The organism is Catellatospora sp. NPDC049133 (assembly GCF_040648455.1).
GTDB lineage: Bacteria > Actinomycetota > Actinomycetes > Mycobacteriales > Micromonosporaceae > Catellatospora > Catellatospora aurea.
This window is the reverse complement of sequence record NZ_JBEZDT010000008.1, coordinates 119,037-141,570: the sequence shown is the minus strand read 5'-3', so window position 1 is coordinate 141,570 and position 22,534 is coordinate 119,037. Positions and strand designations below refer to the sequence as shown.

Sequence of the window (22,534 nt, the reverse complement as noted above, 5' to 3'; positions counted from 1 at the left end):
GCCGAGGGCGGCGGATGGACCGTGTCAGCGGGTCCCCGTAAGGTCGGTGGAGTGGCGGGAGCAGGCATGAGCGGGCGCGGCGGCACGTGGCCGCACCCCGCCCACACTGTCGCCACGGAGTGCGAGAAGCGGTCCGACCACATGGTCGTGGCCAGGGTGAACGGGCAGGTGGCAGCGTGACGGACGTCTTCGACCAGCTCGTCGGCCAGCCCGAGGCTGTCGCGACGCTGCGCGCCGCCGCCCGTGCCGGGGGCGCGGTGCTGCGTGGCGAGGCCGTCGGCGCGGGCGCGATGACCCACGCCTGGCTGTTCACCGGCCCGCCCGGTTCCGGCCGCTCGGTCGCCGCCCGCTCCTTCGCCGCCGCGCTCCAGTGCACCGACCAGGCAGCCGGACCCGGCTGCGGCCACTGCGCCGGATGCCACACCACGCTCGGCGGCACCCACCCGGACGTGCGCTTCGTGGTGCCCGACGGGCTGAGCATCCCGGTCGCGCTGATGCGTGAACTGGTGCTGCGCTCGGCGACCACCCCGGCCAACGGCCGCTGGCAGGTGCTGCTCATCGAGGACGCCGACCGGCTCACCGAGGCCGCCGGCAACGCGCTGCTCAAAGCCGTCGAGGAGCCGCCGGACCGGACGATCTTCCTGCTCTGCGCGCCCTCGGACCACCCCGACGACATCTCCGTCACCATCCGGTCGCGCTGCCGGGTCGTGCCGCTGCGCCAGCCGGCCGCCGAAGCCGTGAGCACGCTGCTGGTGGAGCGGGACGGCGTCGACCCCCGCACCGCCGCCTGGGTCGCCGCGGCCGCGCAGGGCCACGTCGGGCGGGCACGCCGGCTGGCCGCGGACAGCCAGGCCCGCGACCGGCGGGCCGCGGTGCTGGCCGTGCCGCGCCAGCTGACCGGTGTGGGCGCCTGCTTCGACGCCGCGAGTTCACTGATCGAGGCCGCCGAGGCGGAGGCCGCCGCCGCGGTCGCCGAGACGGACGCCGCCGAGCGGGCCGCGCTGGAGATGGCGCTCGGCGCGGGCGGCACCGGCAAGGGCGCTGCGGGCGCGGCACGCGGCATCGCCGGGCAGCTGAAGGACCTGGAGAAGCGGCAGAAGTCGCGGGCGACCCGGGCCCAGCGCGACGCCCTCGACCGCGCCCTGCTGGACCTGGCCGGCTTCTACCGCGACGTGCTCAACGCCCGCTGGGGCGGCCCGGTCTCACCCGTGCACGCGGACACCGCGGCGCTCGCCGAGGCCGCCGCCCAGCGCTGGACCGCCGAGAGCACCCTGCGCCGCCTCGAATCGGTGCTCGCCTGCCGCACCGCCATCGACGCCAACGTCAAACCCCGCATCGCCGTCGAAGCCATGATGCTCGAACTCTGGCGCGGCTGACCCCCCACCGCCCGTCCCGTGCCGCAACTCTTGACGAGTCGCGGCTTCAGGCTGCGCCGGAGAGCCCGACTTTTTAAGAGTTGCGGCAGGTGGGGGGACGAGTGGGGTGGGTTGTCCACAGGCGTTGTCCACAGGGGTGTCGGGGGTGGGGGATTTACCGGTAGCGTTCTGGCGGAATCGATGCCGTCCATTGAGGAGCCGCCGCATGCCCCGGGAGATCGACGACGCCTGGATCGAGGAGGCGATCGCGTCATACCGGCGGATCGAGGAGCGGCAGGCAAGCCTCGCCCGCGCCCTGGCCGAGCTGGAGGTCACCGTGCACGACCCCGACGACTTGGTCGAGGTCGTCGTGGGCGGGGACGGCGCGGTGCGCAAGGTGGTGGTGACCGGTTCGCTCGACGGGCTGACCGGCCCGCAGCTGTCGCGGGCCATCCAGCAGGCGATCTCAGCCGCTCACGACGCGGCGGCGTGGGCCCGGCGCAAGGTGTACGAGGAGACGTTCGGCGACTTCACGGCGCTCGGAGGTGCCCGGTGACGAACGAGCTGGCAGATCGGATCGGCGGGCTCGCCGCCGAGGTGGCCGGGCTCGTCCCGGTGCTGGACCGCACGGTGCCCGCACCGCCGTCGGTCGACGCGCCGGGCCGCCTGTCGCGCCTGGCCGGCCGGGTCGACGACTGGCAGCGTGCGGCGTGGTCCGGGCACGTGGACACGGCCCGGCGCCTCGACCGGGAGCTCACCGAGTTGGCGCACGGTGTGCGTGCCGCCGGCAGCACCTACCGGATGACCGAGCAGGAACAGGGCGGGCTGGTGTGATGGACGCACTGCGGCACCTGCAATCGAGCACGGCCGGCCTGCTGGCCCAGGTCGACGAGAGCCTCGCCCGCTGGGGTGCGCCCGAGCAGCACCCGGTGTGGCCGCTGCTGCGGCGCACGGGCGCGCTGCCCGGTGACGCCCTGGCAGGGTTGGCGGGCTGGTCGCCGGAGCCGTGGCGGCAGCATGCGACGGCGCTGCGGGGTCATGCCGAAGCGGTCGAGGCCGTCGGTGACGACCTCGACCGGCTGCCGTCCTGGGAGGGCCGGGCCGGTGACGCGTTCGCGGCGGCCCGGCAGCGGATCGGCGGGGACACCGTCTCGTGGGCCGCCAGGCTGCGGGCCGACGCAGCGTTTCACGAGGAACTGGCCGACGTGTTGACGGCGGGCCGGGCGTCGGTCGCCCGGGAGCTGGCCCGGGTCGCCGGTAGCGCGGAAGCGGTCGCGCTCGTCACGGACGTCGACCTGTCGGCCGCAGGTGGGGAGAGCGCCTTCGGGCCGGTGCCCACCGTCCGGGCCCAGGCGGCCGCGACGATCGCGGCGGCCCTGCTGGCCGGTGTCGACACGCTGCTGACGGAGCTGGACGAGCTGTCGGCGCGCGGCCCTCTGGTCGTGGAGACGAGAGTGGTGGCGGCGGACATCCCGTCCACCGCCACCACGTTGCGCGTCGAGCTGTAGATACGGCGTCAGCCCAGCAGATCCTCCGGTCCGCCCGAGGTGCGGCGGCGGGTCAGCAGGAGCAGGAACCGGCCCGCCACGAACAGCAGGGTGCCGGTGCCCGCGATCAGGGCGATGCTCGTGCCCGTACGCGGCAGGCTGCAGCCGGGACCGCCGCAGCCGTCGTCGTCGTCATCGGTGCCGGAAGCCGGCGAAGGAGTCGCGCCGCCACCGCCGTTGCCGGGGCCGCTCGTGCTCGGCGAGGCCGACGGCCGTGCCGAGGGCCCGGTGGTCGGCGCGGTCCGGGCGGGGGCGGTCGCGGACGCGTTCAGCAGGCCGACACCCAGGTCGAGCACGGTGGCGGGCTTGCTGTTCGGGCGGCTCAGCGCCAGCACCTGGATGCGGATGCTCGCGGCCTGCGCGGTCGCGCCGCGGTCGGTGACGCGCTTCTCCAGCTCGCCGATGGAGATCTTCACGACGGCGAGTTCGCACAGCCCGGCGAGGTTGCCGCCGCTGCCGCTCAGGAGGCCGCCCAGGTCGGGCAGGCCGCCCAGCTCCGGCAGCGCGGGCAGCCCGGTGCCGCCGCCGCCCGAGCCGCCGAGGCCCTTGAGAGTCTGCGTCAGGCTGCCCAGCGGGAGCCCGTCGAGCAGGCCGCCGAGCGGATTCGCGTCGAGCAGGGGCAGGCCCTCGGCCTTGGCTCGCCGCTGCACGCTGCCCAGGTCCAGCGCGCCGAGCAGCCCGCCCGCGGATGGAGCCGGGACCGCGAACGCGATCTCCCGGTGTACGCCGGAGAGGGTCTTGGTGCCGATGCCGGGGCCCGTGACCTTCAGGATCGGGGCGTCGTAGTCGACCACCGAGGTGGCTGCGCGGCCGGTGGCCAGCACGGTGAGCTTCGGCGGCTCCAGCACCTCGACGTCGATCGCGCCGCCGAGCAGCTCCAGGTCGGTCAGACCGATCTCGGCCTGCGCGCCCGACGCGATGGTGCGCTCGTCCATCTTCACCGTCGCGGTGCGCGCCTCACCGGAGGCGTTGTGCGTCGCCTTCACCAGGGCGCCCCGGGAGCCGGGCAGGACCGCGGCGTCGACCAGGGCGGCGTCGGCCTCGCCCGCGGGACCGTCGGTCTTGCCGCAGGCCATGCCCTCGGCCCAGCGCGCGTGCGCGGTGAGGTCGCCGGTGCCGGCCTTGACCAGCCCGAGGTCCACCGACAGCGCTCGGTTCTTCACACCGGTCGCGTTCGTCGGCGGGGCCTGCTGGTAAACCCGCCCGTCCAGCGGCCCGGTGGGCAGCTGCAGGCCGAGCAGCTTCGCGTCGGCGTAGCGGGCCGCGGCGGAGCTGGTGACCCGGCTGCTGGCGGACATGCCGGCGTTGGCGGAGGCGATCGTCAGATCGGCCACCGCGGGCAGCTTGAGCCCGAGCGGGCCGAGGTTCAGCACGCCCACCTTCAACAGGTCGGCACCGGCGCGCGCGGCGTATCCGGCGGGCCGGTCGCACACCCCCGCGGCGGCGGGCGTGGACAGGATCGTCAGCGAGCTGAGCGAGACAAGGGCGACCGTGCTGGCTGCGGCGAGATGGCGGCGCATGCTTCCTCCGGGGCGGACGGGTACGCGGGGGTGCGCACCTACGTCGTGGCCCAACGAAGGCTTATGGGCAGGGTTACGGGGGAATCTGAAGACCTATCCACATGAGCTAACGACGAATCAACCGAAAAGGTACGCAACTAGAACTGTTTCTCCAGCGGTCTTCCGCCGATCCCGGAGCGTCGCGGATCTCCGCAGATGCCCGGAACCGGGCTATCGTGTGCCGATGGGCATGCTCTGCGCGGTCACCTTCAACCGGTACGGGAAGCTGTACTACCTCGACCCCGGTGAGTTCCGGCCGCGGGTCGGCGACAAGGTGCTGGTCGCCACCGACGACGGCCCCGAAGTCGCCGACTGCGTCTGGGCGGCCGAGTGGAGCGAGGAGGACACCACGGGCTTCCCAAAGGTCATCGGCATCGCCGGGCCCGACGACGTGACCCGGGACGAGCTGATCCGCCAGCGCAAGGCCGAGGCCCGCGTCGCCGCGAACCGGCTCATCCGCGAGCACCAGCTGCCCATGAAGGTCATCGCCGTGGACCACGTGCCCGGCGGCCCGGCCGACGGCGACGACCCCGGCCCCGGCCCGCGCACGACCGTGTACTTCACCGCCCCGCACCGGGTCGACTTCCGCTCGCTGGTCCGCGACCTCGGCGCGACCCTGCGCTGCCGGGTCGAGCTGCGCCAGCTGTCGGCCCGCGACTCGGCGAAGGTGCAGGGCGGCATCGGCTCGTGCGGCCGCGACCTGTGCTGCTCGACGTTCCTCACCGAGTTCGAGCCGGTCAGCATCCGCATGGCCAAGGAGCAGGACCTGCCGCTCAACCCGATGCGCATCTCGGGGGCGTGCGGGCGACTCATGTGTTGTCTTAAATATGAACACCCCATGTACCAGGACTTCCACGGCAACGCCCCGGCGATCGGCGAGCAGGTGAGCACGCCCGAGGGTGAGGGGCGCGTGGTCGGGCACTCGGTGCCGCGCGACGCGGTCGTCATCCGCCTGGCAGCGGACGGCTCCCGCACCGTCTGCCCGAAGGCGTCGGTGTGCGGGAGCCGCAAGGCGTACGAGGACCGCTACGCCGTCTGAGCCCGGTGCTCGGAGATCGCTCGAGAGACCGGCTCCGGTCTGCTCTCGCGAATGCTGATGAACGTGCAAGCCGAGATGCTGGGGGCATGATGACCGGTGGGGAGATCTTCCGCGAGGCGTGGATCGCCGGAGTTCGCAAGCACTTCCCCGGTGAGCCCAAGCCGTCCTACGTCACGCCGTGGGACGACACCCCGGCCTGGGAGCAGGCCAGTGCCGGCGCCGTCTACGAGCAGGTGGCGCTACTGATCCGCCAGGGCGGCACCGATAAGCTCTCACGCGAGCAGAAGGGCCGTTTCGTGGCCCTGTGCTGGATCGCCCAGATCTACCGGCGCATCCCGGACCCCAAGCCCGCATACGTCGCCGACTGGGAGCTGCTGCCCGAGTGGCAGCAGGAGACGGACGCCGACATCTTCGAGCACGTCGCCTCTTCCATGGCCTGAAGGCCGCGCGACACGGCTCCCGCACCGTCTGCCCGAAGGCGTCGGTGTGCGGGAGCCGTGGGGCGGGCGTCAGGGCGTGACGCCCAGGATGATCGCGATGGTGCCGATCGTGGCCATGAGCAGGCAGGTGCCGGGGTGCATGCCGATGGAGATCCGGATGTCGTGCTTGCGCCAGACGAGCCAGACCGCCGGGAACAGGAAGATGATCTTCGACAGGACCGTCCACGGCGCCCAGAAGTGGTAGACCGAGAACAGCACCGTGTTGAGCACGGGCGCACCCCAGCGCAGGTGGGCGATGCGGGGCAGCAGGAAGCCGCGGAAGTAGTACTCCTCGATCAGCGGCAGCGTGAAGCCGGTCAGCGGCAGGCAGACAAGCATTGTGACGACCAGCTGCGAGTGGGAGTACCCGTCGATGTAGGTGGTGGCGCTACCGCCCGCGCCTTCGAACGGGATCCAGGTGAAGAAGTTGTCGAAGACGAAGTTGTCCAGCGGGACGAGCGAGAGCGACACCACCGTCATCCACACGATGAGGCCGGCGATGAGAGCGATGATCTTTCCGCGCGAGATGGGTTTGTCCCGGTAATGCGCCACGGAGCGCAGTGTGTAGCGGCCGGTGCGTTTGCGGCCCAGCCACAGTAGGCCGAACATCAGCGGTCCCAGCACGATCACCAGGGCGATCGCCCAGGCAAGGAAGACCGGGTAGTTGATCGTCTTGACGAACGGCTCGGCGAGGAACAGGTAGGCGGCGACGACCAGGGCGCCTGGCACCAGGTGCAGCGCGGTGGACAGCGCGAGCGAGTGGCGGTCGGCCAGCAGCAGCTCGACCAGGCGGTTCGAACGGGTGGCCGTCGGAGCGGCGGGGCGGGTCAGCGTGTTCTCCATGCCGCAAAGGTTCGCGCCGCCTCCTGCCACGGCCCTGTTGCGGCGCTGACACGGCGTGCGAGGGCCTGACAGCCGAACGGCTCCCGCACCGTCTGCCCGAAGGCGTCGGTGCGGGAGCCGTGAGCGAGGACCGTTACGCCGCGTTGCTCGGGTCCTCGGCGTCCGAGGGCAGCACGGCGGGCGGGGCGGCGTGCTGCTTGGCCGGGCCGAGGGTGATGACCTCGTCGACCAGGCGCGGCTTGAGCGCTGTGGCAGGGCGGAACCAGGAGCCCGTCGGCTGCGGCTTCCACTTCTTCGAGATCTTGTCGATGCCGACCACGTAGATGCTCAGCGAGCCGTCGGGGGCGAAGCGCATACGCAGGAAGCTCTTGAAGTCCTCGATGCCCTGGCCCGCGTAAAGCTCGTTGACGTTGACCTTGAACGAGGCCGCGATCAGCAGGTACAGCGACACCAGCAGCGCCGCCGCGACCCCGGCCGGGGTCAGGTAGATCAGCACCGCGAGGGCCGCCTCCACCGCGGGCTTGTAGCCGTCGAACGGCAGCAGCCGCCACAGGAACAGGCCCAGCACGCCCAGCGCGATGTGCGCGCAGCCGTGCAAGGCGCCCAGCACCACCGGGGTTATCTTCGCCGCGGCCTCGGTCAGGCCGACCGAGAAGAACACGCACGAGAACATCACCAGCGCCGTCATCATGAAGATCGGCACGGTGAGGATGCGGCCCGCCGCGTTGTTCAGCGCCAGCATCAGCATCGTGTGCATGATGCCGAGCATCGTGGCGAAGCCCGGGTTGCGCCACGGCAGCCGGGCGAACACCCCACTGCCCAGCCAGCGCGAACGCAACTTCGTCGGGTACGTCTTCTGCAGCGCGTACGGCATGCCGGTGCTCTGCCGGCGCACCTGCGAGTGCTTGGGCGGCACGGTGATCTGCTCGGGCAGGTGGTTGGTGGCCGCCATGTACGCCCCGCCGCCGCCGCAGGTGATGAGCTGGCGGCCGTTGTCGGTCTGCGCGTACCGCGCGTAGTGGTGCAGGTCGCCGGAGACCATCAGGGCCACGTCCGCGCCCGTCGGGTCGATCACGGTGCGCAGGAAGTAATCGATGGTGTCGTAGTAGAGCGGGTGCTCCTCGGACTGCACCCAGGCCGGCTGCGGAGTGACCAGGATGATCCGGTCGCCTTCCTCGATGTTGGCGGCGACGCCGCGGAAGTACTCCAGCTGCGGGTCGTCCATGTAGGCCGCGCCCTGGGCGTCCAGCGCCAGCAGCCACCAGCGGTGCGGCAGCTGCAGCGCGAAGTACGAGCGGGTCTGCTTGGTGCGCCAGCCGCCGATGCGGGAACCCTCTCGCCGGGCGAACAGGCGCAGGAACGCGGTGAGGCCGTCGTACCAGTCGTGGTTGCCCGGCAGGGCGAACAGCGTCGGCCCGTTCTCAGCGGGCACCTGCGGCAGCGCCGCGCGGAACGGTCCTTCGAACCGGTCCTCGTACGCCTTGCCGCTGGCCGTCGGGTACACCGAGTCGCCGCCGAGCACCAGCACCCGGCCGCGGGGCAGCCGCTCGCCGCTCGCCTCGATCTCGTCCTGCGCCATCAGGTAGGCGACCGAGTAGGTGGCGTTGAACCCGTCGCCGAGGTCGGCGACGTAGTCCATCCACAACTCTTCGTCGTTCACGTGCTCGTCGTGGACCTTGGTGGGGAAGGCGTTCTGCAGCTCGCGCTTGTCCAGATAGGCGCCGAACTGTGCGGCGAACGCGACGCGTACGCCCGTGGCGGCGAGCTGTAGCGGGCTCAGCCAGGCCACCGGAGGTTGGGGGGTGAACCCGAGCTCGGCCGGTTCGAGTTTGCTCGGACGGTGCGTCCGGCCCGACACCGGCGTCGGGTCTGAGGGACTGCGCGGAGGGATCACGGTCACAGCAGCGCAGCCTAGTCCGCAGTGGAACGGGTCGCAGCGGCCCGATCGGGCAATCCGCACCGGCTGCCGCCAACCGGACACCCGCCGTGGTCTTCGAGTGGGCGACCAGCGAGAGTTAGGTTAACCTAACTCCATGATGATCGTTGAGGGGAACGCCCCGACCACGCGCGCGCCGCGCTACCTCAAGCAGGTGCTGAGCCACTTCAGCCACAAGATCGAGGTGGAGCTGGCGGAGGACCACGGCAGCGCCCGCTTCGAGGCCGGCCGGGCCGAGCTGACCGCCACCGCCGACGCCCTCGTGGTCCGCATCGAGGCTGAGGACGCCGAGCGGGCCGCCACCGTGCAGCGGGTGATCGTGAGCCACGCCGAGCGCTTCGGCGAGAAGGACGGGCTCAAGTTCGGCCAGTTCACGCCCGTCGCCGCGTGAAGATGTGACCCGCCGCCTACCCGTTGGCCGTAGGCCCGACTGATCGCGTATAGTGATGCGACGTTGCCGCCTTAGCTCAGTCGGTAGAGCGTGTTACTCGTAATAACAAGGTCGACGGTTCGATTCCGTCAGGCGGCTCGGTGACGAAAGCCCCAGGTCAGATGTGCTGACCTGGGGCTTTCTGCTGTCGACGACCACCAGATCGGGCCATGAAGAAGGCGTCTCGGGCAGGTTGGGGCCTCAGCCTTGCCGTCTTCAGCGGCTGGGTGACGGGGAGGCGGCGGCAGCCGGGATGCCGTACAGCGCCTGCATGATGGCCATGGCCATCTGGTTGGCCGGCTGCTTGCCGTCCGCCCCCGCGAACAGCGAGGTCAGGACGATGACGGTGTCCTTGCGTACGGGGTCGTGCGCCATGAAGGAGTTGTAGCCGGGGATCTGGCCGTCGTGGCCGTACAGCGGACCGAACCGGACGATCGCCAGCCCGTAGCCGACCTCGATCGGGCCCGGCGCGCCGATGGGCAGGATGCTGGCCATCCGCGTCTGCTGCGTCTTCGCGTCGAGCAGGCCGCCGCCGACCATGGCGGTGACGTACTTGGTCAGGTCGGCGGCGGTGGAGATCGCGCCACCGGCCGCCCACGCCCACGACGGGTTGCTGACCGTGACGTCCTTCGGCAGCAGGGTGCCGTTCGCGGCGGCGGCCTGCTCGGCGGCGGGCAGCGCGGGGTCGGTGAGCGTGCTGACGTTCGTGCCGAACATGTAGCCCTGAGGATGCGGAGCCGGCAGGCCGGAGTCCGTGTCGGGGGGCAACGACGTCTGGCTGAGGCTCAGCGGGCCGAAGATGCGCTGCTGGAACTCCTCCTGCAAAGTGCGGCCGGTGAGCTGCTCGATGATGAGCCCGGCCAGGATCAGGTTGGTGTTCGAGTAGTGGAACGCGGTGCCGGGGGCGAAGTACGGCGGCTTGGCGAACGCGATGGCGAGCAGTTGCTCCGGCTTCCACACCCGGGTCGGGTCATTGTCGAGCTGGGCGTTGAACTGCTCGTCCTCGGAGTAGTTGTAGAGCCCGCTGCGCATGTCCAGCAGCTGGGTGATCGTGATGTTGTCGCCGTTGGGGACCTCGGGCCGGTACTTCGACACCGGGTCGTCGAGGGAGATCTTCCCCTCCTGGACCAGTTGCAGGAGCACCGTGCCGGTCATGGTCTTGGTGTTCGAGCCGATCCGGAAGTGGTCGTCCACGGTCACGGGGCCGCCGCCCTCGACGGTGCGGGTGCCGTACGCCTTGGTCCAGTCGCCCTTCGCGGGAGACGTGATCATGACGACCGCGCCGGGGACGCGCATGTCTTCCATGATGGCCTGCAGCCGGGCGTCGAGCGCCGTTGCGTAAGCGGGGGCGGCCGGGGCGGGTGACCGCCAGGTCGCGGGTCGCTCGACGACGTTGCCGCAGCCCGCGACGGCCGCAGCCGTGACCAGCGAAAGGCCCATCCCGATGACGCCTGACCGTCGCATCCCAGGTACCCCCGCGCCTGTCTGTTTCACGCCGAATGCCCCTTACCTACCCATCGAGTACACCAGATGACAGTTCGGTAGGTGAGCTTTCCTCGGGATGGCGGCCCTGGGCGATGGGAAGGGCACCTTCTACATCGCAAAGCGATAAGAAGGTGCCCTTCCTTTGGTCCTCAGCGGCAGTGCCACTGGACGGGGACACTGGTCTCGCCTTCGAAGGAGTCGCCGGCGATCCTGCCGTCGTCGGCGACGGAGCTTGCTCTCGTCCTGCCCCCGGCGACGATCGGCGGCAGGGCGAGCGCGACACCGTCGACGAGCACCTCGCCCCTCGGGATCCCGGTGACGACCCAGCCGGAGGCGTTCACACCGGTGCCGAGGTCGCGGGTGAGCTCCTTCGCCTCTCCGGTGCGCAGGTTCCACAGCATCACCGTGGGGCCCTTCTGCCCCTCGCGCCAGGATCCCCCGGTCGCCCAGTCACCGCGCGCGGCGGTCGCGTTGGTGGTCGTTCCGGCAGGGCCGGTGAGCTTCCGGCCGTTGCCCTTCTGGTCCCACACGTACGCGTCGTGGCTGCTCCCGTTCTCGCCGACGCCGCCGATGATCCGGCCGTCGTCGGTGATGCCGCGCACGCCGGTGTGCTTGGGCAGGGGGAGGATCACCGGGCTGCTCGTGCCGGCCCGCCACATCGCGATGACCGTGCGGGAGTCGTCGTCATGGGCGTTCTGTGGCTTCGCGTTGATCACCATGTCGCCTGCCGCGTTGATGTACGGGTGTGGGAAAAGCCAGGTCTTGCCTACCGGCGCGCGCAACATGGTGACCTTGCCGTTCTGGTACCGGTAGGCGCGCGAGGCGCTGCCGCCGGACATGCCGACGACCACCCCGTGCTCGTTGATCGCGTCGATGCTCGCCGACGTCGGGTCGATCTGCAGGACCTTCGGCTTGCCGTCGGTCCACAGGATCGGGATGAAGTTCTGGCCGACGACCGCGTGACCGCCGATGTAGCGCCCGGTCGGGTCCGCGGTGCTGACCTCGACTCCGCGGAAGTTCGGCAGGGACTTCCAGGCCTGGTACTCCGGCGGCAGGGCCAGCGCGGTAACCGTGCACACCGGCGGGCCGGCCGGGCCGGGTGAGGGCACCCCGCTCGCGGACGCCGACGCCGGCACGCTGGTCGCCGGTCCGGGCTGCCCGGTCGGGTCCAGGGCCAGCGGGACGGCGCCGAGCACGGTCAGCGCGACCGCGAGCGTGCCGCCGATCCCGGCCAGCCTGCGGTGGCGCGTCCTGCGCCGGCCCGCGTGGAGCATCCGGGCCACGTCGACCCCGGTCGGTGGCACGTCCGTCGCGCTCAGCAGCGCCCGGAACTCGTCTTCCTCGTACATGGTCAGCGACCTCCTCGACCGCGGGCTTCGGCCGGCTCGGGCGCGGCCATGATGGTGCGCAGCGTGGCCAGCCCGCGCGAGGACTGGCTCTTCACGTTGCCGGTGGAACAGCCCAGCGCCTGGGCCGTCGCCTCGACCGACAGGTCGCTGAAGTAGCGGAGCACGAGGATGGCGCGCTGGCCCCGGGGCAGCTGCTGCAGTGCGGCGATGACCGAACTGCGCTCCTCGTAGCCGTCGTCGGGGGTGTACGGCCGCTCCGGCACGGTGTCCCGCAGGAACACCCGGGACCAGCGGGATCGCTTCAGGTCGAGGAAGCGCCGCGTCATGATCCGGTACACGTACCCGTCGAGGTTGTCGACCGATCTGGCCTGCCGCCACCTCCCGTACAGCGAGAGCAGCGTCGCCTGGACGACGTCGTCGGCCGTGTTGGTGTCGCCGCACAGGAAGTACGCGGTGCGATGCAGCCGGACCAGGCGCGCCGAGACGTACTCGGCGAAGTCGCCGTCGGATTCTTGCGACATCCGTCTACCTCCTAACTTCTGTCGCCCTCACATCGGCGGCCGCGGACCGAAAGGTTGCATGGCCGACAGGAAAAGCGAGGGCCCCGGATCAGCTGATCCGGGGCCTCGAAGCGCTGGTGTGCGTCACAGGGGCGGGACGAGGTCCCAGAACGCCTCGTGGCGGTGGTAGGTGTGGTCGCAGCGGATGCAGGTGGCGGTCTCCAGCGTCCAGTTCAGCCGGGTCATGCAGACCGGGCAGACCACGCGCCGGGCCAGGCCCGCCAGCTCCGGCGGCAGGTCCGCGGTGTGCCCGCCCGGCCGGTCGTACGCGGGCTGCGCCGGGTCGTGCCGCCGGGCGACGACGAACTGGCTGGGCCCCCACCAGCCCTTGCCCCAGGTCTGCGCGACCACCTCCATGCCGTGCACGAACGGGCGGGCCAACCGGTTCGCGCGCGGGGCGACCTTCTCCCACTGCCGGAAGTTGTTCACGCTCGCGCCCAGCGAGGTGCGCCAGCCGAGGTCGCCGAGCCGCTCGCGGACCGCGCCGAGCCGGAAGTTCCAGAACTGCTCCTCGACGCCCATGGCCACCGGTTCCGGGCTGCGTACCTCGCGCAGCTGCCCGCAGCGCAGCCCGCGGGCCAGGCCCAGCACGTGGTGCTTGATCGGCACGTCGACCAGCCAGCGGCTGCCCACGGTCCGGCTCATCTCGGTCAGGCCGCGGTCGACGTCGGACAGGTGGTGCAGCACCCGGACCACCATGCCCGCGTCGAAGGCGAAGTCCCGGAACGGGATGCGGTAAAGGTCGGCGCGGACCAGGTGCAGCCGGCCGGCGGCGACCTCGGCGGCGTGCCGCTCGCCCGCGTTGCGCAGGTTGGTCGCCGAGTAGTCCATGATCACCGCGTGTGCGGCCCGGGGCAGGTAGTGCCCCGCGTTGCGGCCGAACGCGCCGCCGAAGTCGGCGAACCAGGCGGGCCGGCCCAGCTTGGGCACCAGCCGCCGGAGCACCCGCTGCTCGGCCCACAGCTCGTAGTCCCGGCCCGACCAGTACTCGCGGTAGTCGTAGCCGTTGGCGTCGTAGTCGATGACGTCGATGGGTGTGGTCTGCATGGCGAACGCCCCGTCCCGCTTAGCGAATTGCCCCAATCAGGAGGCTAATCGACAAGCGTTCCGAAAATGCCCGAAAAGGCAGAAACCTTCCTCGGGCTGAATCGTTCACGCCGGAGTCGGGGCCTCGTCCGGCCGGAGCGCGGCGAGTTCGGCGGCGCGGGCGGCCTCCTCGGCCTGTTTGCGGGCCAGGCCCTCGCGGCCGTCGTACCGCAGGAAGGCGGGCAGGGCGGCGGCCAGTGCGCCGGTGCCGGCCACGCAGAGCACCCCGCCCCAGACGACCGCGCCGCTGTAGCCCCACCAGCGGGCGCTGAGCCCGGCGCGGGTCTGCCCCAGCATCGGGCCGGTCAGGTAGGACAGCATCTCGATGCCGGCCAGCCGGCCGCGGAGGTGGTCGGGGATGGTCTGGTTCCAGATCACGCCCCGGAACAGCCCGGAGATCATGTCCGAGGCGCCCGCGACGACCAGGCCGAGCAGCGCCAGCCACAGCGAGCCGGCCAGGCCGAACAGCACGATGCCCAGGCCCCACGCGCCCGCCGCCACCAGGACTGCCAGGCCGTGCCGGTGCACCCGGGCGGTCCAGCCGGAGGTGATCGTGACCAGCAGGGAGCCGGTGGCCAGCGCGGCGTAGAAGAGGCCGAGCACCGACGCGCCGCCGTACTTGTCGGCGACCCACGGGTAGAGGGCGACCGGGAACGCGAAGAACATCGCGTTGATGTCGACCAGGTAGGTGCCGATCAGCTCGGGGCGGCTGCGGGCATACCGGACGCCCTCGACGACGGAGCGCAGCGACGGGCGCTCGGCGGCCTCCGGCGGGGCGACGGCGCGCACCAGCCCGAAGCAGAGCAGCGAGATCCCGAAGGTGGCCAGGTCGAAGCCGAACACCCAGGCCACGTCCAGATTGGCGATCATGAGCCCGGCCAGCGTCGGGCCCGCGATCTGGGCGACCTGCCAGCGCAGCGAGTTGAGCGCGCCGACCGACGCCATCTCCTCGGCGGGAGCCAGCCGCGGCATCATCGCGTCCATCGCCGGGCGGTGGATGCCGTCGACCGCGGCGGCCAGGCCCGCGATGACGAACAGCACCCAGACCTGAGGGCTGCCGACCAGCGCGTTGAGCAGCAGCAGGCCGGTCAGGACGGCCAGGCCCGCCTCAGCCCAGAAGACGAGCTTGCGACGGTCCACGTAGTCGGCCAGCGCGCCGCCCACGAACGCCATGAACAGCAGTGGGACCAGTTCCACCACGCCCAGCAGGCCGACGATCAGCGGGTCGCCGGTCATCTGCTTGAGCTGGAACGGGATGGTCACGTACGTGATCATCGAACCGAAGCTGCTGACCCCGGCCGCCGTGTACACCAGCCGGAAGTCGCGCCGGCGCAGCGGCGTCAGGTCCAGCGCGAAGCGCCTCTTGCTCGTCACGTGCGCCGATACTGCCTGCTGAGGCGCGTCACCGGCAAGCAGGTATCGGGCTCAGTCGGAGTAGATCTGGCCGGTCTCCTCGAACCGGGCCAGGTGGTCCAGCGTCCAGCGCACCGCGCCCGAGGTCGGCTCGGGCAGGTCGTCCGGGGCGAACCAGCCCGCGTCGGCGGCCTCGTCCGGGTCGGGGGTCAGCTCGCCGGAGATCTCGGTCAGCAGGTACGACCCGGAGACGTGCTGGTAGGTGTCGCCGAAGATGTTCGTGAAGGTGTACTGCGGCCCGGACAGGAAGGCGAACAGCGTCGCCTGGCCGGCCTTGAGCCCGGTCTCCTCGAACGTCTCCCGGATCGCGCAGTCGCGCATCGACTCGCCCAGCTCCATCGCCCCGGCGGGGAAGGCCCAGTACCCGTTGTCGGTGCGCTTGATCAGCAGGATCCGGCCCTGCTCGTCCCGGATGACACCGCGCGCCCCCAGGAAGAAGAGCGTCGCGTCGCCCATGGCCGCGCGCATCCTGCCGTGGTAGGAGTTCACCCAGCCGTCGTCAGAACCCATGCGAGCCAGCCTAGATCCCCCGGACTACCGGCGGTACAGGGCGTGTAGTGGGCATACTTCCCATATGAGGGCGATCTGGAAAGGCGCCGTCTCGTTCGGCCTGGTCTCCATCTCGGTGAAGCTCTACTCCGCGACGGAGGAGAAGGACATCCGCTTCCACCAGGTGCACCGCGCCGACGGCGGACGGATCAAATACCAGCGTGTCTGCTCACTCGACGGCGAGCAGGTCAGCTATGACCAGATCGCCAAGGGGTACGACGTGGGCGGCGGCGAGATAGTGGTGCTCACCGACGAGGACTTCAAGAACCTGCCGCTGACCAGTTCGCGGGCCATCGAGGTGCTGGAGTTCGTGCCCAACGAGCAGATCGATCCGATCCTCTACGACAAGGCGTACTACCTGGAACCCGACGGCGCGGCCGGGGTGAAGCCGTACCTGCTGCTGCGCGAGGCCCTGGAGAACGTGGACCGGGTCGCGGTGGTGAAGGTGGCCCTGCGCCAGCGGGAGACCCTGGCGACGGTACGGGTGCACGAGGGCGTGCTGGTCCTCAACACCATGCTGTGGCCGGACGAGGTGCGCCAGGCCGCGTTCGACTTCCTCGACGACGAGGTGAAGCTGCGCCCGCAGGAGGTCAAGATGGCCGCCTCGCTGGTCGACTCGATGTCGGGCGACTTCCACCCGGAGGAGTTCACCGACTCCTACCGCGGGGCGCTGCAGCAGGTCATCGACGTGAAGATCGGCAAGAAGGACACCGTGGTGCAGCCGACCACCGAGGAGCCGATCGCGCCCACGATCGACCTGATGGCGGCGCTGCGCCAGTCGGTGGAACGGGCCCGCGCGGCCCGCGGCGGGGCGGCGGAGCCGGCGGAGAAGCGCGCCGGCCACGCCACCGTCACCCCGATCAAGAAGGCGGCCAAGGCCGAGCCGGAGCACACCGAACCCGCGCCGAAGAAGGCCGCGGCCCGCAAGGCGGCGCCCGCGAAGGCCGCCGCGTCCGCGAAGGCGGGATCCGGGGACGACGGCGCGAAGAAGTCGACCACGAAGAAGGCGGCGGTCAAGAAGACGCCGGCGAAGAAGGCCAAGGCAGCTTGATCGGGGTCCCGCCCGGCCGGGCGGCCATCGCGCCGATGCTGGCGACGGCCGGCCCGCTGCCGAGCGGGCCGCTGTGGGCGTACGAGGTGAAGTGGGACGGCTACCGGGCCGTCTACGCGGGCGGGCGGTTCCTCGGCCGGTCCGGGCGGCAGCTGGCCGGACCCGCACTGCCGCTGTTTCCCGAGGTGCTGGACGGCGAGCTGGTCGCGTTCGACGCGGCCGGGCTGCCCAGCTTCCACGCCATGCAGCAGGGCGTCGCCCCCGTGTACGTCGCCTTCGACGTGATCCGCCCCGAACTGACCTACGACCAGCGCCGCGAGGTGCTGGACGCGCTCGGCCTGCCGGAGGCCACCCCCGCCGCGACCGTGTCGCCAAGCTTCGACGACGGTCCGGCGACGGTGGCGGCCGCCCGCGAACTCGGCCTGGAAGGGGTCATGGCCAAGCGTCGCGCCTCGCGTTACCAGCCCGGAGTCCGCTCACCCGACTGGATCAAGTGGAAGTTCGTGCACACCGGCGACTTCGTGATCGGCGGCTGGCGTGAAGGAGCCCGTCCGCTCGGAGCGCTGCTCATCGGCACGCCGCTGCCCGACGGCACCCTGCGCTACCGGGGCCGGGTCGGCGGTGGCCTGACCGTACGCACCGAACGGGCGCTACTGCCGGTGCTGCGGGAACTGATCCGGCCCGGCTCGCCGTTCACCGGCCCGGCCGAGCCGGCGACCTGGGTGGAGCCGCTGCTGGTGGTCGAGGTCCGCTACAGCGAGATCACCCCCGACGGCCGCCTGCGTTTCCCGATCTTCCTGCGGCTGCGCCCGGACAAGCTGCCCGGCGACTGCCTCGGGGAGGACTGCGGATGAAGGTCAGCGTCGACTCCCGCGAGCTGAGCCTGTCCAACCTGGACAAGCCGCTCTATCCCGACGGCACCACCAAGGCCGAGGTGATCGACTACTACCACCGGATCGCCCCCGTGATGCTGCCGCACCTGGCCGACCGCGCGCTGACCCGCATCCGCTTCCCCGACGGCGCGGACCGGCCGGGCTTCTTCGAGAAGAACGCCCCGCCCAAGAAGCCCGCCTGGGTGCCCGTCTCCCCCGACGGCCTGATCATCTGCCAGGAACCGGCGACCCTGGTCTGGCTGGCCAACCTCGCCGCCCTGGAACTGCACACCCACCAGTGGAAAGTCGGTGCCCCCGGCCCCGACCGCGTGGTCTTCGACCTCGACCCCGGCCCGCCCGCGGGCCTGGACGAGTGCCGCGCCGTCGCCCTGGCCCTGCGCGACCGCCTGGCCGTCGACGGCCGTGAGGCCTACCCGAAGACGTCCGGTCGCAAAGGCATGCAGGTCACCAGCACTTTCGCGGGCAGCTTCGACGATGTCATGACCTACGCCCGGGACATCGCCGCCGAGTTCGCCGCCGCCGCCAAAGACATGGTCACCGACCAGATGGCCAAGGAGCTGCGACCGGGCAAGGTCTTCATCGACTGGAGCCAGAACAACCAGGCCAAGACGACGGTATGCGTGTACTCCCTGCGCGCCGGCCCCACGCCCACCGTCTCGGCCCCCCTGACCTGGGACGAGGTCGCCCACGCCGACTTCACGGCGGCCTCCTTCGACCCCGCCGAGGTCCTCGACCGGGTGTCCCGCCTCGGTGACCTCCACGCCGCCCTGGCCTCCGCACTCGACTGACCAGCGGCCGCACGGTGCTCACCCGGTCGCGGCCCGTCCGCACGCTGGCCGGTCCGCCCAGGGCCGTTCCACCCGAGGGCTGTCCTGCACCGCGCCGGGGATGTCCTGGGCCACCAATCGGTGCGGGCGCTTTCCTCTCGGCGTCAGGAGAAGGTGTGACTTCTCACCGCTACATCTATTTTGATGTGGCCACATCAAAATAGATGTAGCCGCATCGCGGAAACCCTTCTGCTGCCGGGTTTTCCACAGGCGCTGTGGCGCATGGCCCCGCTTGTCCACAGCCCCTTTCGGCCTGGGCGTTCGGCGGTGAGGATGAGGTTGTGGACGAGGCGGTGGACGTGCGGCAGGAGACGCTGGCCGGCCAGCTCGGCTGGTTGCTGCAGGACCGGCGGCAGCGGCGCGGATGGAGCCAGCACCAGCTCGCCGAACGCGCGGCGATCTCGCAGCAGCAGATCTCCCGATTCGAGCGCGGAGCGCTCGGGGTCACGGCTGGGCTGGCCGACCGCCTCTTCGCGGAACTCGGCTTGCGGCTGCGGGTGGATGTCGAGGCGGCGGAAGGTCCGCTGGACGAGATGATCGACCGGGTGCGGGCCGAGCTGGCCGAGCGGCAGCGCATGGTGCTCGCCGACTTCCGATTGCTGACGGTGCTGAGCAAACCGGGCTTCGCCTACGTGATCGACGGGACGGCGGCGGCGCTGCTGCAGGGCGTGCCGGTCGCGGCGAGGCGGATCGACCTGCTGGTGGCCGAGGCCGAGCTGGACCTGCTGGCGGCGTGGGTCTACGTGGTGCCGGGGCTGCGGCGACGGAACGAGCGGCATCGGGACTTCTCGCGGTACGACATCGATCCGCGGGACGCCGGGCCGTTGTGGTGGGGCACGGCACTGGTCGAGCTGAAGGTGCGGCTGGTGGCGGAGCTGCCGCGTCCGGTGCTCGTCACCGTGGCGGAGGCCGATGGGGACGAGCACCGGGTGGCGGTGCGGGCGTTGCCGGCCGTCGAGGCCGACTTCGCCGAGGTGGCGCGGGTGCTCAGCCGCCTGCGGGCCCGCTGAGCACGTCGTCGGCGTCGACGATGGTGTACGCGTAACCCTGCTCGGCGAGGAAGCGCTGGCGGTGCGCGGCGTACTCGGTGTCGATGGTGTCGCGGGAGACGACCGTGTAGAAATGCGCCTGGCGGCCGTCGCCCTTGGGGCGCAGCACCCGGCCCAGGCGCTGGGCCTCCTCCTGGCGCGAGCCGAACGTGCCCGACACCTGCACCGCCACCGCCGCCTCGGGCAGGTCGATGGAGAAGTTGCCGACCTTGGACAGGATCAGCGTGCGCAGCGAGCCGGCCCGGAACGCGTCGAACAGCCGCTCGCGCTCCTTGTTCGTGGTGCCGCCGTGCACGATCGGGGTGGGCACGCCCTGCTCGTCCAGATAGCGGCCGATCTCGTGGAGCTGCTCCAGGTAGGCCCCGATCACCAGGACCTGCTCGTCGGCGTGCCGCTGGATCAGCGCTTCGATCACCGGCAGCTTGGCCTTCGCGGTGGCCGCGAACTTGTACTTCTCCTCCGGCTCGATCGCGGCGTACGCCAGCCGGTCGGCGTCGGGCAGGGTGACCCGGATCTCCGTGCAGTCGGCGGGTGCGATCCAGCCCTGGGCCTCGATGTCCTTCCACGGCGCGTCGTACCGCTTGGGGCCGATCAGGCTGAACACGTCGCCTTCCTTGCCGTCCTCGCGGACCAGGGTGGCGGTCAGGCCGAGCCGCCGGCGGGCCTGCAGGTCGGCGGTGAACCGGAACATCGGCGCGGGCAGCAGGTGCACCTCGTCGTAGACGATCAGGCCCCAGTCGCGCGCGTCGAACACGTTGAGGTGCGGGAACGTGCCGTTGCGGCGCGTCGTCAGCACCTGGTAGGTGGCGATGGTGACCGGCCGGATCTCCTTGCGCTCGCCGGAGTACTCGCCGATCTCGTCCTCGGTCAGGGTGGTGCGGGCGAGCAGCTCGCGCTTCCACTGCCGGCCGGCGACCGTGTTGGTGACCAGGATCAGCGTGGTCGCGCTGACGTCGGCCATCGCGGCCGCGCCGACCAGGGTCTTGCCCGCGCCGCAGGGCAGCACGACGACGCCCGAGCCGCCGGCCTGGAAGTGCTCCACCGCCTCGCGCTGGTACGAGCGCAGCTGCCAGCCGTCCTGGCGCAGCGCGATCGGGTGCGCCTCGCCGTCGACGTAGCCGGCCAGGTCCTCGGCGGGCCAGCCGAGCTTGAGCAGCACCTGCTTGAGGTGGCCGCGCTCGGAACCGTGCACGGCGATGGTGTCGGGGTCGAGCTGCGCGCCGAGCATCCCGGCGACCTTCTTCGACTTGGCCACCTCGACCAGCACCGCGCGGTCCAGCCCGCGCAGCACCAGCCCGTGCGCGGGGTCGTTGAGCAGCTGCAGCCTGCCGTACCGGTCCATGGTCTCGGCGACGTCGACCAGCAGCGAGTGCGGCACCGGGTAGCGCGAGAAGCGCAGCAGCGCGTCCACCACGCCCTCGGCGTCGTGCCCGGCCGCGCGGGCGTTCCACAACCCCAGCGGCGTCAGCCGGTACGTGTGCATGTGCTCCGGCGAGCGCTCCAGCTCCGCGAACGGGGCGATCGCCATCCGGCAGGCGGACGCGTCGGGGTGGTCGACCTCGAGCAGCAGGGTCTTGTCGGACTGGACGATCAGCGGGCCGTTCGTCATGCTCACCTCGCGCTGGGGATGGAGGGTCAACAGTCCAGTGTCCCACGGTATGGCCGAACGGCTGGCAACCCTGCGTACAGCGTGAGCGTCTATCATCCCGACACCGGCGGACATCGAAACCTGGGGAGGCCTGGTGCGCCGTTTTCTCGTGAGCCTGTTGGCTGTCACGACGCTGGCCCTGGCGGCCGGTTGCGATCCGAAGGACCCGAACGCGGGCGGAAAGCCGGACTTCATGGCCGCGCCTACGGACCAGCCCGTCCCGGCACCCGCTTCGAGCGCCCCGGAGCCGAGCGTGGCGCCGTCGCCCAGCGTGGTGCCGTCGCCGACGAAGAAGCCGACGACCAGCCCGACACCGGCCGGCTGCCCGCAGGGGGAGTACCAGAAGGTCGTCGAGCAGGCGCTGGCCACGCTCGGTGCGTACGGCAAGGTGACCGTGGACGGCAAGCAGTCCGCCGCCGACTGCGCCGCGATCAAGAAGTTCCAGAAGCGCTTCGACATCCGCCCCGTCAACGGCAAGGCCGGGCCGCTGACCCGTAGCGTGTCGCAGCGGCTGGTCAACTCGAAGCCGAGCAGGTGCAACGCGGGCAACGCCCTCACCGCCTGCATCGACCTGACCAACCAGACCACCTGGATCATGAGCGGCGGTAAGGTGATCTACGGACCGACGGTGACCCGTACCGGCATGGCGGGCTACACCACGCCCACCGGTTCGTTCACGATCCACGACCGGCAGACGAAGAACTGGTCGACCGACTGGGACGTGTGGCTGCCCCTGTGGCAGCGGATCGTGGAGGGAAAGGGCTTCCACACCACCACGACCTATATCCACAACAGCAGCATCGGCTCGCACGGTTGTGTCAACCTGCTGCCCGTCGACTCGCAGAAGTACTGGAACACGCTCAAGAGCGGTACCGCGGTCAAGATCTTCGGGCGTCGTCCGGGTACCTGATCGATGCTCCTCCGTACGGTTGGTGAGGGTCAGTCGTTCGGATTAAAACGAGACTAAGCCGCAACCGCTGACCGTCCGGGATGCGTAATCCGATTGCCGTGCGCGTTCGGGGCGCCAAACGGGGGCGAGCGCAACGTCGGATGGGCCGTGGCGGTTAGGGGCAGCCACGGCCCATCACCCTTTTCCGGGTCACCTCCGGGTCACCTGCGGCTGCGGTAGGTCGCTCCGGCCACCGACAGCACCAGCAGCAGGAAGATGCCGCTGCCGATCGATTCCCCGGCCGCGTCCACCACATTGCGGCGCAGGCCCAGCCAGGCGTAGAAGAACCAGGCCACCAGCCCGCCGCCGACCGCACCGGCGATCATGACGAGGTTGCGCGATGGCCGCCGCGCCGGGGTGCGGGCCGGTTCGATCTGCTCGGCCGCCGTCTCCTGGTCAGTCGTCATCGTTTCCCATCCCTTCCCGGTTCCAGCGTGCCATCCGGTGCCCGATTGCGGCTGAAATGCCAGGCATTAGGGGGATAGGG

The 22,534-nt window shown here is 71.0% G+C and carries 23 protein-coding genes and 1 tRNA gene; 13 read left to right on the top strand and 11 right to left on the bottom strand.

Annotated elements, in window-relative coordinates; genetic code table 11:
- Positions 1–176: 176 nt before the first annotated feature.
- The 4 genes from AB0B35_RS11445 (at position 177) to AB0B35_RS11430 (ending at position 2,863) form a co-directional block, all read left to right on the top strand.
- Positions 177–1,376, top strand: coding sequence for a DNA polymerase III subunit delta' (locus AB0B35_RS11445; RefSeq protein ID WP_361043665.1), 1,200 nt, complete (start codon positions 177–179; stop codon positions 1,374–1,376).
- A 205-nt stretch (positions 1,377–1,581) separates the two neighbouring features.
- Positions 1,582–1,911, top strand: a complete 330-nt coding sequence (locus AB0B35_RS11440) for a YbaB/EbfC family nucleoid-associated protein (protein ID WP_360538030.1) — start codon at positions 1,582–1,584, stop codon at positions 1,909–1,911.
- Complete coding sequence (locus tag AB0B35_RS11435) at positions 1,908–2,189, top strand: hypothetical protein (protein WP_361043663.1); 282 nt, start codon at positions 1,908–1,910, stop codon at positions 2,187–2,189. Before AB0B35_RS11440 ends, AB0B35_RS11435 begins: the two co-directional genes overlap by 4 nt.
- Complete coding sequence (locus tag AB0B35_RS11430) at positions 2,189–2,863, top strand: hypothetical protein (protein WP_361043661.1); 675 nt, start codon at positions 2,189–2,191, stop codon at positions 2,861–2,863. The genes AB0B35_RS11435 and AB0B35_RS11430 overlap by 1 nt, the downstream gene beginning before the upstream one ends.
- Positions 2,864–2,871: 8 nt before the next feature.
- Here AB0B35_RS11430 and AB0B35_RS11425 read toward each other — a convergent pair whose 3' ends face one another.
- On the bottom strand, positions 2,872–4,422 hold the full coding sequence (locus AB0B35_RS11425; protein WP_361043658.1) for a hypothetical protein: 1,551 nt from the start codon (positions 4,420–4,422) through the stop codon (positions 2,872–2,874).
- 223 nt (positions 4,423–4,645) lie between these two features.
- Between AB0B35_RS11425 and ricT the strand changes: the two genes are divergently transcribed.
- Complete coding sequence (ricT, locus tag AB0B35_RS11420; RefSeq protein ID WP_361043655.1) at positions 4,646–5,500, top strand: regulatory iron-sulfur-containing complex subunit RicT; 855 nt, start codon at positions 4,646–4,648, stop codon at positions 5,498–5,500.
- A gap of 86 nt (positions 5,501–5,586) precedes the next feature.
- Entirely contained in the window at positions 5,587–5,940 is a 354-nt protein-coding gene (locus AB0B35_RS11415) for a hypothetical protein (RefSeq protein ID WP_361043653.1), read from the top strand.
- 69 nt (positions 5,941–6,009) lie between these two features.
- Here the strand turns inward: AB0B35_RS11415 and AB0B35_RS11410 are convergent, their stop codons facing one another.
- Positions 6,010–6,822 carry a CPBP family intramembrane glutamic endopeptidase gene (locus tag AB0B35_RS11410; RefSeq protein WP_361043650.1) on the bottom strand — a complete coding sequence of 271 codons (813 nt, stop codon included), beginning with the start codon at positions 6,820–6,822 and terminating at the stop codon, positions 6,010–6,012.
- Positions 6,823–6,955: 133 nt separating this feature from the next.
- Positions 6,956–8,722 carry a metallophosphoesterase gene (locus AB0B35_RS11405; protein WP_361043647.1) on the bottom strand — a complete coding sequence of 589 codons (1,767 nt, stop codon included), beginning with the start codon at positions 8,720–8,722 and terminating at the stop codon, positions 6,956–6,958.
- Between the two features lie 133 nt (positions 8,723–8,855).
- Here AB0B35_RS11405 and AB0B35_RS11400 point away from each other — a divergent pair, with 133 nt between their 5' ends.
- Both AB0B35_RS11400 and AB0B35_RS11395 read left to right on the top strand, forming a co-directional pair.
- Entirely contained in the window at positions 8,856–9,149 is a 294-nt protein-coding gene (locus tag AB0B35_RS11400) for a DUF2218 domain-containing protein (protein WP_361043644.1), read from the top strand.
- Positions 9,150–9,214: 65 nt separating this feature from the next.
- Positions 9,215–9,287 (top strand) — tRNA-Thr (locus AB0B35_RS11395).
- 117 nt (positions 9,288–9,404) lie between these two features.
- Here AB0B35_RS11395 and AB0B35_RS11390 read toward each other — a convergent pair.
- The 6 genes from AB0B35_RS11390 to AB0B35_RS11365 form a co-directional block, all read right to left on the bottom strand.
- A complete protein-coding gene (locus tag AB0B35_RS11390) occupies positions 9,405–10,628 on the bottom strand; it encodes a serine hydrolase domain-containing protein (RefSeq protein WP_361043641.1) in 1,224 nt (407 codons plus the stop codon).
- Positions 10,629–10,822: 194 nt separating this feature from the next.
- Positions 10,823–12,022, bottom strand: coding sequence for a hypothetical protein (locus AB0B35_RS11385; protein WP_361043638.1), 1,200 nt, complete (start codon positions 12,020–12,022; stop codon positions 10,823–10,825).
- Positions 12,023–12,024: 2 nt separating this feature from the next.
- Complete coding sequence (locus AB0B35_RS11380) at positions 12,025–12,543, bottom strand: SigE family RNA polymerase sigma factor (RefSeq protein WP_361043635.1); 519 nt, start codon at positions 12,541–12,543, stop codon at positions 12,025–12,027.
- Between the two features lie 123 nt (positions 12,544–12,666).
- Positions 12,667–13,629 carry a class I SAM-dependent methyltransferase gene (locus AB0B35_RS11375; RefSeq protein ID WP_361043632.1) on the bottom strand — a complete coding sequence of 321 codons (963 nt, stop codon included), beginning with the start codon at positions 13,627–13,629 and terminating at the stop codon, positions 12,667–12,669.
- 105 nt (positions 13,630–13,734) lie between these two features.
- Positions 13,735–15,042: an MFS transporter gene (locus AB0B35_RS11370; RefSeq protein ID WP_361043629.1), complete on the bottom strand. Its 1,308-nt coding sequence runs from the start codon at positions 15,040–15,042 to the stop codon at positions 13,735–13,737.
- Positions 15,043–15,093: 51 nt separating this feature from the next.
- Positions 15,094–15,591 carry an NUDIX domain-containing protein gene (locus tag AB0B35_RS11365; RefSeq protein ID WP_360538062.1) on the bottom strand — a complete coding sequence of 166 codons (498 nt, stop codon included), beginning with the start codon at positions 15,589–15,591 and terminating at the stop codon, positions 15,094–15,096.
- 64 nt (positions 15,592–15,655) lie between these two features.
- Between AB0B35_RS11365 and AB0B35_RS11360 the strand changes: the two genes are divergently transcribed.
- The 4 genes from AB0B35_RS11360 (at position 15,656) to AB0B35_RS11345 (ending at position 19,411) form a co-directional block, all read left to right on the top strand.
- Positions 15,656–16,681, top strand: a complete 1,026-nt coding sequence (locus AB0B35_RS11360) for a Ku protein (protein ID WP_361043626.1) — start codon at positions 15,656–15,658, stop codon at positions 16,679–16,681.
- Between the two features lie 35 nt (positions 16,682–16,716).
- A complete protein-coding gene (locus tag AB0B35_RS11355) occupies positions 16,717–17,535 on the top strand; it encodes a DNA ligase (protein ID WP_361043907.1) in 819 nt (272 codons plus the stop codon).
- Entirely contained in the window at positions 17,532–18,362 is an 831-nt protein-coding gene (gene ligD, locus AB0B35_RS11350) for a non-homologous end-joining DNA ligase (RefSeq protein ID WP_361043623.1), read from the top strand. Before AB0B35_RS11355 ends, ligD begins: the two co-directional genes overlap by 4 nt.
- A 320-nt stretch (positions 18,363–18,682) precedes the next feature.
- On the top strand, positions 18,683–19,411 hold the full coding sequence (locus tag AB0B35_RS11345) for a helix-turn-helix transcriptional regulator (RefSeq protein ID WP_361043621.1): 729 nt from the start codon (positions 18,683–18,685) through the stop codon (positions 19,409–19,411).
- On the opposite strand, the gene AB0B35_RS11340 is transcribed toward AB0B35_RS11345, so the two are convergent.
- On the bottom strand, positions 19,389–21,059 hold the full coding sequence (locus AB0B35_RS11340) for a DNA repair helicase XPB (protein ID WP_360538121.1): 1,671 nt from the start codon (positions 21,057–21,059) through the stop codon (positions 19,389–19,391). The genes AB0B35_RS11345 and AB0B35_RS11340 overlap by 23 nt on opposite strands.
- A 133-nt stretch (positions 21,060–21,192) precedes the next feature.
- Here AB0B35_RS11340 and AB0B35_RS11335 point away from each other — a divergent pair, with 133 nt between their 5' ends.
- The gene (locus tag AB0B35_RS11335; RefSeq protein ID WP_361043618.1) at positions 21,193–22,008 is read left to right on the top strand and encodes a L,D-transpeptidase family protein; all 816 of its coding nucleotides are present in this window, start codon (positions 21,193–21,195) and stop codon (positions 22,006–22,008) included.
- A gap of 200 nt (positions 22,009–22,208) precedes the next feature.
- Here AB0B35_RS11335 and AB0B35_RS11330 read toward each other — a convergent pair whose 3' ends face one another.
- Positions 22,209–22,454 carry a hypothetical protein gene (locus AB0B35_RS11330; RefSeq protein ID WP_361043615.1) on the bottom strand — a complete coding sequence of 82 codons (246 nt, stop codon included), beginning with the start codon at positions 22,452–22,454 and terminating at the stop codon, positions 22,209–22,211.
- Positions 22,455–22,534: the final 80 nt, after the last annotated feature.